16 protein-coding genes are annotated in these 16,915 nt (G+C 44.2%); 4 read left to right on the top strand and 12 right to left on the bottom strand.

Annotated features, from left to right (window positions below):
* Positions 1 to 6: 6 nt before the first annotated feature.
* The 5 genes from F0261_RS16865 to purM form a co-directional block, all read right to left on the bottom strand.
* Positions 7 to 720 (bottom strand): CAP domain-containing protein, encoded by a 714-nt coding sequence (locus tag F0261_RS16865; protein WP_014979426.1) that lies wholly within the window; start codon positions 718 to 720, stop codon positions 7 to 9.
* Positions 704 to 3,166, bottom strand: coding sequence for an acyl-CoA dehydrogenase FadE (gene fadE / locus F0261_RS16860; RefSeq protein WP_014976690.1), 2,463 nt, complete (start codon positions 3,164 to 3,166; stop codon positions 704 to 706). Before fadE ends, F0261_RS16865 begins: the two co-directional genes overlap by 17 nt.
* 386 nt (positions 3,167 to 3,552) lie before the next feature.
* Positions 3,553 to 4,314: a DUF3108 domain-containing protein gene (locus F0261_RS16855; protein ID WP_253819447.1), complete on the bottom strand. Its 762-nt coding sequence runs from the start codon at positions 4,312 to 4,314 to the stop codon at positions 3,553 to 3,555.
* Positions 4,274 to 4,924, bottom strand: coding sequence for a phosphoribosylglycinamide formyltransferase (gene purN / locus F0261_RS16850; protein ID WP_014979424.1), 651 nt, complete (start codon positions 4,922 to 4,924; stop codon positions 4,274 to 4,276). The genes F0261_RS16855 and purN overlap by 41 nt, the downstream gene beginning before the upstream one ends.
* Entirely contained in the window at positions 4,921 to 5,961 is a 1,041-nt protein-coding gene (gene purM / locus F0261_RS16845; protein WP_014976688.1) for a phosphoribosylformylglycinamidine cyclo-ligase, read from the bottom strand. Before purM ends, purN begins: the two co-directional genes overlap by 4 nt.
* A 304-nt stretch (positions 5,962 to 6,265) precedes the next feature.
* Here purM and F0261_RS16840 point away from each other — a divergent pair, with 304 nt between their 5' ends.
* Both F0261_RS16840 and hda read left to right on the top strand, forming a co-directional pair.
* Entirely contained in the window at positions 6,266 to 7,717 is a 1,452-nt protein-coding gene (locus F0261_RS16840) for a DUF2066 domain-containing protein (RefSeq protein WP_171338511.1), read from the top strand.
* Between the two features lie 6 nt (positions 7,718 to 7,723).
* Entirely contained in the window at positions 7,724 to 8,461 is a 738-nt protein-coding gene (gene hda / locus F0261_RS16835; protein ID WP_014979421.1) for a DnaA regulatory inactivator Hda, read from the top strand.
* Positions 8,462 to 8,565: 104 nt separating this feature from the next.
* Here the strand turns inward: hda and F0261_RS16830 are convergent, their stop codons facing one another.
* From F0261_RS16830 to arsC, 4 genes are all read right to left on the bottom strand, one after another.
* Positions 8,566 to 10,533: a hypothetical protein gene (locus F0261_RS16830; protein ID WP_171338510.1), complete on the bottom strand. Its 1,968-nt coding sequence runs from the start codon at positions 10,531 to 10,533 to the stop codon at positions 8,566 to 8,568.
* Positions 10,534 to 10,576: 43 nt separating this feature from the next.
* Positions 10,577 to 10,999, bottom strand: a complete 423-nt coding sequence (locus F0261_RS16825) for a DUF2069 domain-containing protein (protein ID WP_014979419.1) — start codon at positions 10,997 to 10,999, stop codon at positions 10,577 to 10,579.
* Positions 11,000 to 11,075: 76 nt separating this feature from the next.
* Positions 11,076 to 11,666, bottom strand: a complete 591-nt coding sequence (gene wrbA / locus F0261_RS16820) for an NAD(P)H:quinone oxidoreductase (protein ID WP_014979418.1) — start codon at positions 11,664 to 11,666, stop codon at positions 11,076 to 11,078.
* Positions 11,666 to 12,019, bottom strand: a complete 354-nt coding sequence (gene arsC, locus F0261_RS16815) for an arsenate reductase (glutaredoxin) (RefSeq protein WP_014979417.1) — start codon at positions 12,017 to 12,019, stop codon at positions 11,666 to 11,668. The genes wrbA and arsC overlap by 1 nt, the downstream gene beginning before the upstream one ends.
* 218 nt (positions 12,020 to 12,237) lie before the next feature.
* On the opposite strand from arsC, the gene F0261_RS16810 reads away from it, so the two are divergent.
* Positions 12,238 to 12,750, top strand: coding sequence for a TlpA disulfide reductase family protein (locus F0261_RS16810; RefSeq protein ID WP_061485947.1), 513 nt, complete (start codon positions 12,238 to 12,240; stop codon positions 12,748 to 12,750).
* 17 nt (positions 12,751 to 12,767) lie between these two features.
* Here F0261_RS16810 and F0261_RS16805 read toward each other — a convergent pair whose 3' ends face one another.
* Positions 12,768 to 14,231 carry a M48 family metalloprotease gene (locus F0261_RS16805; protein ID WP_061485946.1) on the bottom strand — a complete coding sequence of 488 codons (1,464 nt, stop codon included), beginning with the start codon at positions 14,229 to 14,231 and terminating at the stop codon, positions 12,768 to 12,770.
* Between the two features lie 344 nt (positions 14,232 to 14,575).
* Here F0261_RS16805 and F0261_RS16800 point away from each other — a divergent pair, with 344 nt between their 5' ends.
* Entirely contained in the window at positions 14,576 to 15,649 is a 1,074-nt protein-coding gene (locus F0261_RS16800) for an AI-2E family transporter (protein ID WP_061485945.1), read from the top strand.
* Between the two features lie 160 nt (positions 15,650 to 15,809).
* Here F0261_RS16800 and bcp read toward each other — a convergent pair whose 3' ends face one another.
* The gene (bcp, locus tag F0261_RS16795) at positions 15,810 to 16,274 is read right to left on the bottom strand and encodes a thioredoxin-dependent thiol peroxidase (protein ID WP_014949662.1); all 465 of its coding nucleotides are present in this window, start codon (positions 16,272 to 16,274) and stop codon (positions 15,810 to 15,812) included.
* The gene (locus F0261_RS16790) at positions 16,252 to 16,815 is read right to left on the bottom strand and encodes a glycine cleavage system protein R (protein WP_014976680.1); all 564 of its coding nucleotides are present in this window, start codon (positions 16,813 to 16,815) and stop codon (positions 16,252 to 16,254) included. Before F0261_RS16790 ends, bcp begins: the two co-directional genes overlap by 23 nt.
* Positions 16,816 to 16,915 lie beyond the last annotated feature (100 nt).

Genomic DNA, 16,915 nt, shown 5'->3' with positions numbered 1-16,915 from the left:
ACCGGATTATTCATCCGGTTTTTTTGTTTTTAGCGTAACCTCACCACTTTTAGTAACTATTCCTAAGCCTTTGTCAGGTACATTTTCAAACTTCTTTTGGCCCTTCAATAGTAGCGTAGTCGAAGTTTGAGGCTTTGTTTCCGAATCGGGTAAAGAGGAATCTGCTAGTTTGGTTAGGTAGATTGCCCAGTATTCAACATGGGGAGTTGAATAGTCCTTGTAAAAGGCAATACCAATTTGATCTTGCTCTTGATAAAAGGGTAGTTCAGCAAGTAAATGCTGTCGGTGAGACGTAGAACCTTTCAACGCGTACCATACGTCTTCCGCTGTCGTATAACCACCAGCCAAAGCCTCAACCTGGTTACTCATTGCGTCACCGTAGTAATCGGGCAGAGCTAACCCTGCATCGCGAATGCGGGTATTTGGGCTGCCGCCTAAGAAATGCGAAACTAGCCCTCTTTCGGCCATGTCTTTGGCTTTTGTTTCAGCCAGCATAACAAGCGTAGGATTACATTTTAGTACCGAACGTTGTTGACCTTTGTCATTAGCAATTAATAAAGAGAGTTCTCTCGCCTGTTCGGTATTTCCGCAGGTTGTTTGATCGGCCAAGCAAAGGCTAGAAAATACGTAGGTGAGTGATGTAAATAGAATGAATCGTTGACAAAAAAGGCCGCGAGAGCGGCCCTTTTGTTTGGGTATGAAATTAAGCAGCTTTGCCACCTCGTTTCTTAGCAGTGGTGTTGGAATTAACCTTCGCTACTAATTCTTCGTGGTCGAAATCATCGACGTTGATAGTGCGAAGTCTTCCAGCTTCAGTCTTACGAAGTAGATTCGCTTCTTCTTCGTTAATAATTCCTTCTGCTAGCGCTTCGTCAGCAAGCACATCTAAACGGGTAAACGGTAGTTTAGCTTTTTTGTGCTTACAAATACGTTCGAAGATAGGCTCACTTGCTAGTACATCATCAAGAGTTTGCTCAAGATCGCCAAACAAGCTTCCTTCCTCACGGGTGAGGTACTGACCATAACCTAAACGGCTACGTGCAGTTGAAGGCGTTTGAAGCATTTGTGCAATAGCATGTTCTGTCTTGTCTGAAGGCTTACCAATACGTCGGCCAAACGGAATCACCATAACGCGAAGCGCTGCAGCGATTGCGCGGTTAGGGAAGTTAGCCAAGAAGTCATCAATTGCTGTCTCGATATCGTGCAATGTAGTTTGCATTGCCCAATGTAAAAGCGGTAAATCTTCTTTTAGACGACCTTCTTCGTCGAAGCGTTTAAGCGTTGTACTACCCATGTAAAGGCCACTTAGGATATCACCTAAACGCGCTGATAAACGCTCGCGACGTTTAAGATCACCACCAAGCACACCCATAGAAACATCGGTTAGTAGTGCTAAGTTTGCACTGTAGCCTTGAAGTAGTTTGTAGTAACGCGCCGTTTCGTCAGTGAACGGTGCGCTGCTGAATGCGCCATTGGTTAACGAGAACCAAATACTGCGAACAGTATTAGCTACCGCAAAGCCAATATGACCGAATACCGCTTTATCAAACGCTTTCAAAGCTTCTTTTTTGTCTTCGATAGACGCAGCTTCTATTTCCTTTAGCACGTAAGGGTGACAACGCATTGCACCTTGACCAAAGATCATCATGTTACGGGTTAGAATGTTTGCGCCTTCAACCGTAATTGATACTGGTACACCTTGATAGCCGCGACCAAGGTAATTGTTTGGCCCAAGCATAACGCCTTTACCGCCGTGAACATCCATCGAATCATTAATGATTTGACGCATCTTCTCGGTTAAGTGGTACTTACAGATAGCCGAGATAACAGAAGGTTTCTCACCAAGGTCTACACCCACTGTTGAGAAGCGTGTTACGCCATCCATCAAATATGCATTACCACCAATGCGCGCAAGCATTTCTTCAACACCTTCCATATGACCTACAGGCATGCGGAACTGGCGACGAATACGTGCATACGCACCCGTTGCAAGAGATACTGATTTAGCACCACCAGCAGCAGATGAAGGAAGGGTAATACAGCGACCTACCGACAAACATTCAACCAGCATACGCCAGCCGCGACCTGCCATTTTCGGACCACCAATGATGTAATCGATTGGAACGAAAATATCTTCACCTTTAATAGGGCCATTTTGAAATGGCGTATTGAGTGGGAAGTGACGACGCCCAATCTCTAAACCTTTAGTGTCGCGAGGAATAAGGGCACATGTTATGCCCGGCTCTTTGTTATCACCTAGAAGACCTTCAGGATCTTGAAGTTTAAAGGCAAGACCAATAACCGTAGCAACAGGCGCAAGGGTGATGTAGCGTTTGTTAAACGTTAGGCGCATACCCAACACTTCTTCGCCATTCCACTCGCCTTTACATACAACGCCAACATCAGGGATCGCACCTGCATCAGAGCCAGCTTCTGGGCCGGTTAATGCAAAACAAGGGATTTCTTCACCGGCAGCAAGACGGGGAAGATAATGATCTTGTTGCTCTTTTGTACCATAGTGCTGAAGTAATTCGCCCGGGCCCAATGAGTTTGGTACACCGACTGTGCTTGATAGCACCGCGCTAACGCCTGCAAGTTTTTGAAGAACGCGAGACTGGGCATATGCCGAAAACTCTAGACCGCCATACTCTTTCTTGATGATCATCGCGAAGAATTTGTGTTCCTTAAGGAACTGCCAAATTTCAGGTGAAAGATCAGCATCTTTATGGTTTATTTGCCATTCATCGACCATTGAGCACACTTTGTCACAAGGACCGTCTAAGAATGCTTGCTCTTCAGCAGTGAGTCGACCTTTCGGAATGCGGTGTAATTTATCCCAGTCTGGCTTGCCGCTGAAAATATCACCGTCCCACCATACCGTACCTGCGTCGATAGCTTCTTGCTCAGTGCTCGACATTTCAGGCATAACTTTGCGGTAGAAGGCTAGCAGCTTCTTAGAGATGTGCTGCTGTCTGATATTTGCAAGCGTGAACGGCAGTGTTAAAGCAAGGAACACTACCCAACCAAGCAGGCCGATGTCACCGAAAAGGGTGCCTAAAATCATAACACCTGCGCCCATGGCAACCGCTGTTACCAAGCTGGTTCGCTGATAACTAGCTACCGCTAGTGTCAGAACGACCAGTAAAAACCATATAAAATCTGCCATACTTCACTCCTGAAAGGCGTTAAACGTTACGCTAGTCTTAACTCGAGCGTAGTGAGTTGCTTTATGAAAAGCAGTCACAGATCGAGGTCAGACCAGCATGCTGTAAACCTATTATTTAATAGGGCAAAGATCAAGATTTTTACATGAATATTCTATTAACAACGACATAAATAATAGGGTAGTGCGTTATCCGCTCTATAAGTATAGTCGTTGCTTATAAATACTGATTTAGAATGTGAATTGTGTTGCGAAACTAGAAGAGGTTACGTGAGGATAAGACAGCAACAGTGTAAATAAAAAAGCACGTCTGAATGCTAGTTCATAACGTGCTTTATTCAAAAATTGTGAAAAAGTTGTTGAGACAAAAAACGGTTTATCTTTACGCTTTACTGCGTCTCAAACGATTTCAGTTTGATATCGCCCTGTTCATCGCCTTCTTTGAACTGCTGCAGACGAACTAACGTGTAGTTAAGTGATGGCGCAAACCAGGCAAACGTCTCACGCTTATTTGAGTCGCGAATAAGCTTAACTTTTACAGTTTCGATTTTACCGAAAGGTAAAGACAATACCTCTTCATCCACCACTTGAACGCCGTAGTGACGAAGTTCGCCACGATAATTCACGAAGTGGTAATCTAGAGATGTCTTACCTTCCGCTAACTGTTTTGCAAGGTCAATACGATAAATCTGGTTATCAAATTCACCGTTCCAATCAAATGTTTCGCCATTCTCGACTGCAATTTTGCCTTGTCCCTGATGACTAAACGTTACCTTAAGCTCTTTATCAGGTCCTGTGCCAGAACGATTATAGTAGTACTCAGAAGGTACGACGGTATTATCATTAACAGTAAAAATAGAATGTTCACTGCGTTTGTCAGACAAGAAAAACTTAGACACTTTTGACGTGTAAATTAGAGAGTACTGTTGGTCACCTAATTTCGAGAGCTCAATATTCGCTTCGCCTACGTCGTCACCCCATTTGTATGCGGTATAGGTTGCCTTGTAGGGCTGAAGCGGTAGCTCTGCACTATCCGTATTTTCTGTACTAGGGTTTGCTTGCGAGGCCACTGAAAGCGATGCTGCTAACAGTGCACCTAAAGCAAAAGGCTTAGTCGCTTGCATAACCAGATTCTGGTAATTCTTGCTCATCTAAAACTGCCTTATTGTTTCGCATCGATAATCGGCCTGCACTAAACCAAGATAGCACAAGCGGATAGATACGACGTTCTTGTTCTTGAACACGCTCGGCCAGGTCGCTTGCTGTGTCGTCTTCAAACACAGGTACGCGGCTTTGAATGATAACAGGGCCGCCGTCGAGCTCCGGTGTAACAAAGTGCACGCTAACGCCGTGCTCCTTGTCTCCATTGTCGATAGCTCGCTGATGCGTATTCAAACCTTTGTACTTCGGCAACAAAGATGGATGAATGTTCACTAATTTTCCAGCAAAGCTGTCGACGAACTCCGGTGTTAAGATACGCATAAAGCCCGCAAGAACAACACAGTCTGCGCCAAAAGCCTCAATTTGTGCTTTGAGCGCCCCGTCATAAGACTCTCGTGAATCGAAGCCTGTATGATCTAAGCAAACCGCATTGATCCCGGCTTCTTTAGCGCGTTCCAGACCATAAGCAGTAGGGCGATTACTGATTACGCCGCTGATTTCCGCATTCAGACGGCCTGCTTTTATTTCATCGATAATGGCTTGTAAATTGCTGCCATTACCTGAAATAAGTACGCATAGTTTGGTTACACTGTTACTCACGCGTTGATCTCTACTTGCTCTTCGCCATCTTTTGCTGCGATATCACCAATAACCCAAGCATTTTCACCGTGTTGTTTAAGAATGTTCAGCGCAGCATCGGTATCGCTTTCGTCAACAACGATTACAAGGCCAACACCACAGTTAAACGTGCGGTACATTTCGTGGCGAGTCACGTTACCGTTTTCTTGTAACCAAGAGAAGATTGCAGGCCATTCCCAGGTGCTTTCGTCAATAACCACTTTCGCATCTTCAGGTAGCACGCGAGGGATGTTCTCCCAAAAACCACCGCCCGTGATGTGAGAAATAGCGCTCACTTGTACTTCTTCAAGCAATGCCAATACCGATTTAACATAGATGCGAGTAGGCTCAAGAAGTTGGTCGATGATAGGCTTGCCGTTTAGGTCGGCGTTTACATCTGCACCACTAACTTCAATAATCTTCCTAACTAATGAGTAACCGTTTGAGTGAGGACCCGATGAACCAAGTGCAATTAGTTTTTGACCTGGTTTAACGTTAGTGCCGTCAATAACCTTATCAGCTTCAACCACGCCTACGCAGAAGCCTGCAATATCGTAGTCACCATCGTGATACATTCCAGGCATTTCGGCTGTTTCACCACCAATTAATGCACAACCAGCTTGCTCACAGCCGGCGCCGATGCCGGTAACAACCGACGCGGCTACATCAACGTCAAGCTTGCCAGTTGCGTAGTAATCTAAAAAGAATAGGGGCTCAGCACCTTGAACAATAAGGTCGTTTACGCACATTGCTACTAAGTCGATACCAACACCGTCATGACGGTTAGCATCCATAGCAACTCTTAGTTTTGTACCCACGCCGTCAGTACCTGAAACAAGTAGCGGCTTTTTATATTTAGTAGGCAGTTCACAAAGTGCACCGAAACCACCCAGGTTACCTTTTACTTCTGGTCTATGGGTTTTCTTGGTAACAGATTTAATGCGTTCAACAAGTTGATTACCTGCATCGATATCTACGCCTGCATCTTTGTAACTTAAAGAGGTTTTATTTTCGCTCACGGTTGGGCCCTGAAACTAAGAGGTAGAAAACCGCGGATTCTACCAGCAAGTCGTCACAAGTCCAATTTGTGAAGGCTATTTTATACGCTTTTTGATCTTTTTTATTTTAGGGGTGAAATTAAACCCAATATAAAAGACAATAGAAGGCTATCTTTTGGTGAACATCTTGCTTGATAAAATGTCTCGCTCTAAAAAGTAGAGTGAAATGCGCGCAGGTTAGTCCGAGTTTACCGTAAATAGTTAAACGAGATTAACTGACGATTCGATAGGTAAGGAATTGATTTTAAGAGAGTATGGAGTGTCAATGTTAACGGCAGTAAAGCGTAACACCAATGGAACTAATTTAACGAGAGTTAGCTTGAAAGGCATTTTGGGCATTTCATTTTTTGCTGCGCTGACTTACGCCCCCTTTATAAATGCGGCTCAACGCGTTGTGGTCAACGAAGCGCAGATTCAAGTTGAAGATCAAACTCAGCGTACCCAACAAAACGCGCTTAAAAAAGCATTAAGGCAGGTTTTTGTGAAGATGTCGGGCAGCACAAGCGTGCTCGATAATGCCGGTGTTAGAGCAGCCTTATCGTCGCCTCAATCGCTGCTTCGTTCCTATCGATTTGCTTTTGACAAAGGCAGAACGTATTACGTTGCGGAGTTCGATCAAGCGAAACTCAATGAACTTCTTCAGCGTGAAATGCTTCCGCTCTGGGGTGATAGACGCCCTGAAACGATAGTGTGGCTTGCGCAGGAAGACGAAAACGAAACTCGCGTCATCTTAGACGAATCTCTCAATACAGAATTACAACATACGCTCAAACAAACAGCGAAAGAACGAGGCGTACCATTAAGCTTGCCTTTAATGGACCTTACCGACAATGTAAATATTTCTACCTATGACGTGTGGGGACGATTTGTTGAGCCTTTGCGCAAAGCATCTACACGCTATGGCGTCGACAACATTATTGGTGCCAGAGTTTATCGTAACGATGCGAGTGCAATTCCTGATTTGCCGGAAAATGTTGTGCCTTCTGGCACAGTAGAATCTCTTGATAGCGTGCTAGATGAAGAAGCACAGTTTAGAGCACAAACTGATGAACAAAGTTTCGATGAGCGAAATCCGCGTGTAGATAATACGGACGCACAGCGCACCTTTTCAGATAACGTTGAGTCCGGTGCGATTAATAACGGTGTTGATGCTCAGTTAAACGACGGTTATGACGCTACAAACCAAAACGTGAATAATGCTGACGGAACCTCGGCGAAGGAGTTGGCCCAGGAAGAGAGCACAACGATGCCGTTCACCATGAACGAGTTTGCCAACTATGCGAAGCGTGCCGATGAAGGTGACTATGCACTAGACTGGGTGTTCGTTGGTGGCGGTAAGGTTAGCTATGGCAGCATATACGGTGATTCGCCCGAAGTTCTTGGCAATCAGTTAATCGATGCCTACTCAAATTACTTATCGTCGCTTTATGCCATCGTAGGAATCGAAGCGTCTGAGCGAGAAGTTATCAAGGTATCGATTGCCAATATTGGCTCGGTAAAAAGTTACGCCAGCGCTACTGACTATTTAAATAGTTTAAGTGTGATTGAAAACGCTACACTAGTAGAGCAATCTGGTTCTGTTGCCACGTACTCACTTACATTAATTGGAACGGTGGACGATTTACTTAACAGTATTAAACTAGAAAGCAAATTACGCCCCGTAACCGATTCGTACGGACAAACCGTGAAAGGACACAGTTTCTATTGGAGCAATTAATTTAGCATGCAGCTGCCTTTGCCTGTCACGCTACCTGTTGACGAAAACTTCGATAGTTTTGTCAATACGGGTAACGAAGAAGTAGTTTCAGTCCTTAAGCAGATTGCAGATGCGCTGCCACACTGGCGCGAGGCTCCTGAATTGGGGCCTTTAGCATCGCTTCAGCTGCCTTTGCTTACTTTACTAGGCAGTACCGCTATCGGTAAAAGCCACTTATTGTTTGCCACTTGTCATCAACTAGCCGAAAAATCGGTTAGTCACCTTTATTTAAATCTTAATAATTATGAAGCGTGGTCGCTCGATATTTTTGAAGGCCTTGAGAATCTTTCGTTAATCGCATTAGACAACATTCACGCGATAGCGGGCGATTTACGTTGGGAAGAAGCGTTGTTCGATTTGTTAAACCGAGTGATTGAGACTAAACAAACTATGGTACTTTGTTCTAGTCACCTAGGCCCATCTAACCCGGCTTTTGTTTTACCTGACTTGCGTTCTCGCTTGGCGTGGGGGGTTATTTATCACGTAAACCAACTGGATGACAATGGTCGTGAAGAAGCCGTGCGCTTACGTGCAGCGGAACGTGGATTAAAGCTATCAAACCAAGCACTACAGTTTCTTTTGCACCATAGTGAACGAGACCTAAAAAGCCTCATGTCACTATTAGCCCGTTTAGACACACGCTCACTCCAAGAACAAAAACGCTTGTCGGTGGGCATGGTTAAGCGCGAGCTTAACCTAAATTAGTCAAAGCGCGAGCTTAACCTAAATTAGTCAAAGCGCGAGCTTAACCTAGGTTAGCCAAAGCGCGAACTTAACCTAAGATAGTCTAAGCGCTGCTGTGTTGCCGTTTATTGTTCTTTTCTTAAACTATGAGCGCTTGATGTGGTGCTAAATTCTTCTGCTACCGTCATTAGAGTTCCATCGGAAGTAACCGAATTGTTTCCGCCGTTCTGTAGCATTAACTTATCGCTCGCAGACTGTACGTTTGGATTTGTACTAGACGCAGAGTCCCGCCAGGTAATATCGTTCGGAAGCAGATAAGGGCTTGGAAGTGACGCTTGAATAGCAGGTACATCGAGTTCGGGTAAAATTCTACTTAATACGTAATCTACGCGCATAGTAACGTTATCATCATTAACACGGTTTCTCTGAGCCCAAGTAGGAATGAAACTGCCGTCTTCCAGTGTCTCTCTTGTAAATACGCCTACATCCGCTTCTGCCTCAAGCCGGTAAAGCATCATGAAGCGCTCGAATAACATGGCGAGATCTTCTCGTTCTGTAAAGTAAGAATAGAAAGCAACCGCACCATCATCCTCAAACCAATTTGCCACTTGTAGCGCGGTATAATTTCGCTGCGCGCTTGAAGCGGTTGCACCACCGTATCGAACTTCGGCCAAAGCATGGAGTTGTGACGACGTAAGAGGCAATGAAGTTGTTAGCCCCGTAGAAATGGGAGAGCTGTCATCATAAGACGACAGTGGGCTCGCGCTATTGCTGAGTTGTTGCCATTCGGTGTAGTCGAAAAAGTCATTGGCGTGAGCTAGCTCGTGGTATAGCAAATAGCTTAATGCTGCTTCTACGTCGCTCACGTCACGTGGAAGTCTATCTGCTACGTTCGCTGTGCTGATATTAGGGAAATAATAGGCCCCGTTTTTCACGTAGCGCCATGACGTCGTAAAATCGAGCTCACTACCAAAACCACTTCTATAATCTGGGCGAGTATTTAGCGTGTCTCGCTCTTGCGGTGTGCGCCAAAAGTTGTTGGCATCTAAGTAAATGGCACCAGTGGCAACCCAATAAAATGACGGGCGGATATCGTAAGAAATCACAATCGCGTTAGTTGCGCGTAGTAACTTAAGCATGTCATCACGGGTTGCTGAAGTTTCTAAATATGTTCTAAATGCATCGCCCATCCACGGATGCGAGACGTATGTTCTATCTAAAATATCATCGATAGTGGGGCTTTCGGTAACTTGGCCAATCAGTGGTAGCTGAGAGAACGTACAGCTGTTTGAAACCTGATTGTTATAAACACAATCAACAAGTGCCGACGCGTAAGGGCTGTCGGCTCTATAGGGCTGCATATGCGCGCTTACCGTTTCGGGAATACTTGTCTCGTCATCTACAAAAAAGCCGCTATTGTTAATGTCGATGTTTTTCACTAGAACTTGCGCGCTATCGGTTAACATCTCGCCATTTGAGAGTGTAACGGTACTTTCTATTTCAATGATTGTGTCGTTGCTGACTCGAGGCGCTTGAAAATATATCGAATGAGAATAATCACCATCATCAAAGTTGAAGTTATTGACGATTGGTCCAGACGTTTGTTGCCACGTGATATTTGAGATTGTTAACCCTTGCGAGTTAACGGTGTCAACGCGAAGAGAAACTCTGCCGCCTTCGGATGCCTCATGACCCAATCGTAATGCGGCAAGCGGCGCGGTACTTTCGTTCGTTTGTAACGTTATGGTGTCTGTAAGAGTTGTGCCATTTTCTAAGCTAACGTTTACGGCGATATCGAAGCTACCTGAAGAGGTAACATCAAAGCCTATAGCCTGCGTGTGAGCACTGAGAGGCTGCTGAGATACGCCTGAGACTTGCCAATCGATATCGACAATAGCGTGGCCAGTAGGCGAGGCGACAGCAAAGTCGACCGCATCGCCTACAACGGCGTTTGTAGGGCCTGAAATGCTAATGGTTGGAGGAATGGAAGGAGTGCTTGGGGCTGAACTATCGCCTGAACCAGAACCTCCACATGCTGCAAGTAACGATAATGATGCGATTACTAATGTAAATTCAGGCAAATGGCGTGTCATATTAACCCCTTGGCAGCATGTGTTTTCGCTGTGTATTACATGATCATTGTTGACCTTGCTCAAAGCGAGCTTTTTCTTCTTGCATCTCTTCTTTAAGCTTTTTAAGGCCCAAACCCAATTCACGACCACGTTTTCTAGCAAACGCACTACAGCCGACAAACATACCCGTGCATAGAATAATCTCTACCACTGCATACCAACGTTCATCAGGTACCGCGTATGCCACAGTGCATCCGTGAATGAGGTAAAACAAAACGACAAAATTGGCCCATGCGTGAGTATATGGCTTGCCTTTTAATATACCCCAGTAAGGTAACAATAAAGGTAAAATATAAAACAAGGCAATAAACAAAGGAGAGTAAGTATGCTCTTTAGTAAATGTAAATTGCCACAGTGTTATCCATACGATTAACCCGGTGTGGCTTATAAGTGCGAGATAGCGATAAAAACGCGTATCTTGTGCCATGGTAATGTCTCCGAAACAATTTGTTTTTTAATGTTCTTTATAAGGTCTACGTTTTATGCGCCAAATAACGTAACTGTTAGGCGTTGTCTGCTAGTTTTTTAGCGAACATTGCAAGTCGCTTACCCTGAGCAATGCATAGCGCTTTTTCATCTGCACTCAATTGCTCTGGTGCACTTAAACTGTGATGAGCGACGTGTGTTACACCGTAAGGGCTGCCGCCCATTGTGGTGTTGTGTAGCGCAGGCTCACTGTAAGGTAGCCCGCAAATCACCATGCCGTGATGGATAAGCGGAACCATCATGGAAAGTAATGTGGATTCCTGGCCGCCGTGCATGGAAGAAGAAGATGTAAATACGCACGCAGGCTTATCAATCAACGCGCCTTTTAACCATTGACTGCTTGTAGAATCCAAAAAGTGTTTTACTGGCGCTGCCATATTGCCGAAACGCGTAGGACTACCTAACGCTAGGGCACTGCACTGTTCGAGTTCCTGAAGAGAAACCTCGGGTACAGCACTAGATGCCGCGTCATTAGCTGCATCGCTGATACTCTTGACTGTACGTACTATCACAGGAACACCTAATGACGATACACCTTGGGCGATGGCATCAGCTAATCGCTTTGTGCTGCCGTTGCGGCTGTAATAAAGTACGAGAACAGGTTGCACTATAAAATTTCCAAAACAGATTCTGGTGGACGACCAATTCTGGCTTTCTCGCCATTAATAACAATGGGACGCTCTATCAACTTGGGCGTGTGAGCCATTGCTTCAAAAAGCGCATTGTCAGACAGTGCGATGTCACCTAAGTTAGCATCTTTATATTCTGCTTCTTTAGTACGCATCATATCTCTAACCGATCCAAGGTTAAGTTTTTTAAATATCTCTTTCAGTTCTTTTGCGTCTAGAGGGTGCTTTAGGTACTCAACAATAACAGGCGCTACACCTTGCTCTTCAAGTAATGCTAGGGTTTGTCTGCTCTTTGAACAGCGAGGATTGTGAATAATGGTAATGTCTGTCATAAATACTCTTGTTCATGATTATATGAATTGGCGCGAACTATTGCGTTTTTGTCATAGAATATCAAGCAGTTTACCGATAACGGGTAATAAATTCGTACTATTCTTTGTTTACAGCATCGTTTCTGGAAAACGGTGTTTAAAAAGCGTGGTTGAATTTATGTTAGTGCGCGAAGTAAGAATCTGGCACTATGAAAAAATAGTCAAAATTAGAAGGTTATATGTTGTTGTCACAGCCAAAAAGCAATGCAGGAAAAATAAAGTCTATACTCTTTCTAGTGCTGTTAGCGCTTGTTGCGTTTGCCGGTGCATATACGTATCAGCGTCTTCAACATGACTTTGAAACATTAGATGGAACTGCTTACCTTTGGCAAGATCTTGAGGGGAAGTGGGTTGTGGTAAATTACTTTGCGCCATGGTGTGCACCATGTCTACGAGAAATGCCTGAGCTCGTTACATTTAATCATTCGCTACCTGACGATACCCGTCTTTTTGCTATTAACTATGACCTTAAAACGAAGCCTGAACTCAAAGCCATGGCTGAGAAGTTTGATATTGATTTGCCTGTTATTATAAGTTCGCCAGACACTAAACTGCCCATGCAAAAACCCCCTTATTTACCAGCAACGTTTATTCTTGGACCTGATGGGAAAATAAAGGATACGATAATGGGAGAAATTACGGCAGCGCATCTGCGTCAGCGCCTAGCTGAATTGAAAGGCGCTGACGAATAGCAGGGAAGTGCGATGGTCTAGAGTCGTTGTAAACGCTCTTCTTGGTCGCGAAATTGTTTTATTCTCGCTCTGATTCTTTGTTTTTCAAGGTGATCATCGCCTGCGAAATTATACGCATATTGAAGTTCGTCAACCGCGCGGTTATAAGCACCATACAATGCATATACTTCCGCTTTGCTCTGATGCATTTGCGAGAAACGTTTCGACTTTTGATACGCCTCACTCATCAACTGATGTGCCAGTTGATAATCTTTTTTAACCAGCAGAAAATCCTTAAGTAGAGACACCGCTTCTTCATATTTGTTTGCGCTTATGTAAGCATTGGCCTGGTTTAGTGCCAATACTTGATTTCTAGGGTTATGCGTAACGTGAGGTCTTAGCATTTCAACGGCTTTTAAAGGCTCACCTTGCGAAATATAGATATCTGTCATAGCGTCGAGATAAAAAAGGTTTCCTCTATCTTTTGCTATTAACTCATCCATAATGTCTTTGGCTTGTTCGATTTTTTCGGCGCGCATATAAGCAAGCGCTAAACCATATAGTGACGCTTCTTTACTGCGCTGTACGTCTTGAGCCACTGCCGCTTCGAAATATTCTACAGCGTAATCAGCTTTAAACGAGTAGCGTGCCTTTATACGTGCTTTTGCCAACTCGAATTGCTTGTTAATGGGTAAGTAGCGTCTAGGGTAGTCACCAGCGCGATTTCTCGCGTCAGCAATACGGGTTTCGGTTAAAGGGTGAGTAAGCAGCCTTGCGGGTGGACGAGAAACCATGCGGTACTCTTCCGCCATGGTAGAAAAGAATGAAGCAGCCGCACTCGGATCGAAGCCCGCACGAGCAAGCATTGCGATACCAATTCTATCGGCTTCTTGTTCATTTGAACGGGTATAGTCGATTTGCAATTGTGCAGAGGCTGCGGTTCCCGCCTGCATGGCCGCAATACCCGCTTCTGGGTTGGCCATAGCAATTAGCACCCCGCCGATAAGTGACGCCAAGGCTAGGGGAGATGAGCGCTGCTGCGCCTGCATACGTCGTGCTATGTGGCGTTGAGTTACGTGAGAAATTTCGTGCGCTAGCACCGAAGCCAGTTCACTTTCATTTTCAGCACGACGCATTAAACCTGTGTGAACACCAATGTGACCGCCAAAAAACGCAAATGCGTTAATGGCATCATTATTTACCCAGAAAAATTCAAAAGGAAATTTGGCGTTGTCAGCATGGACAACCAATCGGTTGCCTACATCCTGTAAATATTCATCCAGCACCGGATCTGAGATTACAGGACTTTGACCGCGCATTTGCCGCATTACGGCATCGCCTACAATCATCTCTTTATCAAGCGATATGGCGTCTGACGCAACAACACCTATTTCAGGTAACGCATTTTTATTGCTGTAATTGGCATCTTGTGCAACAGCCGTGAGGCTCGATGTGAGCACGAAGGAAAGGGCAATCAAAGATGCTGAAAACTTTTTTCTCATGAACCTACAATCATTGTATACGGTTAATACTGCTTAATCCTTAGAGCGCTAAGTTGCTAAACAGTTTCAAATTTTATTTTTTTCTTATATGCATCATTTTCGAAGGCACAAGGCAATATCGCCTATGCCATCTCGTTTATGACATGTCAGTTATACCAATGCGACACAAACGCATCCAGTTTATTCTTTTACTGTTGTAACAACCACTCTACACATTAATGCTTATACTGTAAAAACATCATACCAGTTTGATTTTGAAAGATTCTTAAGTGCTACTTATTGCTAAGTGCTAGCGCTATCAACTATGATGCGTGTCCTATTCTTAGTAATTTCTAGGCGTTTATATGATTAGCGTTTTTGGTCGTTGGTACCGACGCAAATTTTCTGATCCTGATGCAGCAATGTTGCTTATCTTGATCCTTTTGACCACGGCAGTGTTGCTATTGTGGGGCGGGCTAATTATGCCTGTGTTGGTTGCAGCAGTGATTGCGTATTTACTCGATTGGCCAGTCTGTCGCTTGGTAAATGTCGGCGTAAGTAGAACGCTCGCCTGCGTCGTTGTAATGCTCGGCTTTATCACTATAACCATATTAACCTTAATTGGCCTTGTTCCAATTATATCAAAGCAAAGCGTTAACTTAATTCAAGAAACGCCGCTAATATGGCAGAAAGCACAAGAATGGATATTAACGCTTCCGGACAAATATCCAGATTACGTTCAGGTATATCAAATCCATCAAATGATGGAGGGTTTAAATGACAAATTGGTTGAAGTGGGCGAAACCCTTATTTCTGCTTCGTTTAGTAATATCGCCAACTTAGCTGCGTTGCTCGTTTACGTGATCCTCGTACCGCTTATGGTGTTTTTCATGCTAAAAGATAAGCTTTTCTTTTTAGACAGCATATCTCGCTTGCTGCCTAAGGAGCGACGCTTAATTACGCAAGTTGGTCACGAGATGAACTCTCAAATTGCCAACTATATTCGCGGCAAAGTGATCGAGATTATAATTGTAGGCGCGGTGAGCTGCGTAACGTTTGTATTGATGGACTTACGTTATGCTATTTTGCTTGGCGTATTGGTGGGATTTTCAGTACTTATTCCGTACATCGGTGCAGCAGTGGTTACTATACCCGTGGCTGTTGTCGCTATGTTTCAGTGGGGTATTTCACCAGAATTTTGGTATTTAATGATAGCGTACGGCATTATTCAGGCGTTAGACGGTAACTTGTTGGTACCGCTGCTATTCTCGGAAGCGGTTAGCTTGCATCCGCTTTATATAATCGTAGCAGTATTAGTGTTTGGAGGTCTTTGGGGTTTCTGGGGCGTATTTTTCGCTATTCCTCTCGCTACCCTCGTGAAGGCGGTAATTACAGCGTGGTCTAGTAACCCCGTTATTGCACCCGAAGAGGCAAAATAGTTATTCCCATTTGGCGAACCAGTCAGCGCCATCCAGTACGAGATTCAAAATTATTACTGATTCAAATAGGCGTTATAGGTAAACACTCATACGAATTGAGCAAGTATAAAAAAGCCCCGAAAACATAATGTTATCGGGGCTTTTTGAATTATATACAGGTTTAGCTGTTTAGATAATCAAGTACTACTGTGTGGTGTTCTTTTGTTTTGAACTTGTTGAAGACGTGCTCAATAACACCGTTTTCATCCACGAGGAATGTTTGGCGATGAATGCCATCATATTCTTTACCCATAAACTTTTTAGGTCCCCACACACCAAAAGCATCGGCAACGGCGTGGTCTTCATCTGAAAGCAACGTAAAGTTTAGGTTTTCTTTTTCGATGAATTTAGGCAGGCGTTTAACTGCATCTGGGCTAATTCCAAGCACAACCACATTTTTCGCCGTTAGTTCTTCGTTTACGTCGCGTAAGCCCTGGGCTTGTACTGTGCAACCTGGCGTCATCGCTTTAGGGTAAAAATAAACCAGTACTTTTTTACCTGCGAAATCAGCTAAAGATACGGTTTCATCATTTTGGTTCTGCAATGAGAATTGTGGGGCTTTATCACCAGCTTGTAACGTTTTCATTGGGATCCTTTTTTTGTTTGTCTACAACTTTGCCTGTCACATTTAACGAAGTGAACAGGGACATTAGATCAGATTCTAGTGCGTCTACATTTTCATTAGAGGGAAGAGAAACAACAAATTTGCAGCGCATGTTGTCTTTACCCGACGTTTTGTCTTTAAATGTGCGTTGTCTAAATGCGCTTATCATTGCATGACGCTCGGCAAAAAAGCCGGTTACCGCTTTAATCAAGCCAGCTGCATCTTCTCCGCTAAACTCGACATTAAAAAGATGGGCAAGGTTCTGCTTTTCGTGATGGCTAGTGCGCTTCATCATAGAAAGCAGGTCAAGGCGCTGAAATAGCGAAGGTAAAATACATTCAGCTTTTGTGATAGCGCTTTGCGTTCCTTCTATGATCATGGTCAACGAGAACTCTTTGCCGTAAATGGCTTGCCTGCTATCTAGAATATTGCACTGAGCTTCTGATACCGTCGTTGCAATTTCGCTTAAAATGCCACTTTTGTCTGTCCCCAAGATGGTGACGATAAGTTGGTGTTTCGACATCTACTTCACTTCAATGTTAATAATGTCGGGATGTTAGCACAGAGTTTTTTTATAAGTCAGCGCCTTTTTCTTGCCTTTGAATAAGATATTGTCAAATTCT

Origin of the sequence: Alteromonas sp. 07-89-2, from assembly GCF_013113925.1 — a bacterium.
In the GTDB taxonomy this organism is placed as follows: Bacteria; Pseudomonadota; Gammaproteobacteria; order Enterobacterales; family Alteromonadaceae; genus Alteromonas; species Alteromonas macleodii.
This window is presented reverse-complemented; position numbering and strand designations above follow the sequence as displayed.

Bases quoted from the DNA above. Each gene is read 5' to 3' on its own strand.
- F0261_RS16840 (WP_171338511.1), top strand. From the start codon at position 6,266: ATGTTAACGGCAGTAAAGCGTAACACCAATGGAACTAATTTAACGAGA.
- F0261_RS16855 (WP_253819447.1), bottom strand. From the start codon at position 4,314: ATGAGCAAGAATTACCAGAATCTGGTTATGCAAGCGACTAAGCCTTTT.
- F0261_RS16800 (WP_061485945.1), top strand. From the start codon at position 14,576: ATGATTAGCGTTTTTGGTCGTTGGTACCGACGCAAATTTTCTGATCCT.
- bcp (WP_014949662.1), bottom strand. From the start codon at position 16,274: ATGAAAACGTTACAAGCTGGTGATAAAGCCCCACAATTCTCATTGCAG.
- F0261_RS16805 (WP_061485946.1), bottom strand. From the start codon at position 14,231: ATGAGAAAAAAGTTTTCAGCATCTTTGATTGCCCTTTCCTTCGTGCTC.
- hda (WP_014979421.1), top strand. From the start codon at position 7,724: ATGCAGCTGCCTTTGCCTGTCACGCTACCTGTTGACGAAAACTTCGAT.
- fadE (WP_014976690.1), bottom strand. From the start codon at position 3,166: ATGGCAGATTTTATATGGTTTTTACTGGTCGTTCTGACACTAGCGGTA.
- F0261_RS16790 (WP_014976680.1), bottom strand. From the start codon at position 16,815: ATGTCGAAACACCAACTTATCGTCACCATCTTGGGGACAGACAAAAGT.
- F0261_RS16825 (WP_014979419.1), bottom strand. From the start codon at position 10,999: ATGGCACAAGATACGCGTTTTTATCGCTATCTCGCACTTATAAGCCAC.
- arsC (WP_014979417.1), bottom strand. From the start codon at position 12,019: ATGACAGACATTACCATTATTCACAATCCTCGCTGTTCAAAGAGCAGA.
- F0261_RS16830 (WP_171338510.1), bottom strand. From the start codon at position 10,533: ATGACACGCCATTTGCCTGAATTTACATTAGTAATCGCATCATTATCG.
- F0261_RS16810 (WP_061485947.1), top strand. From the start codon at position 12,238: ATGTTGTTGTCACAGCCAAAAAGCAATGCAGGAAAAATAAAGTCTATA.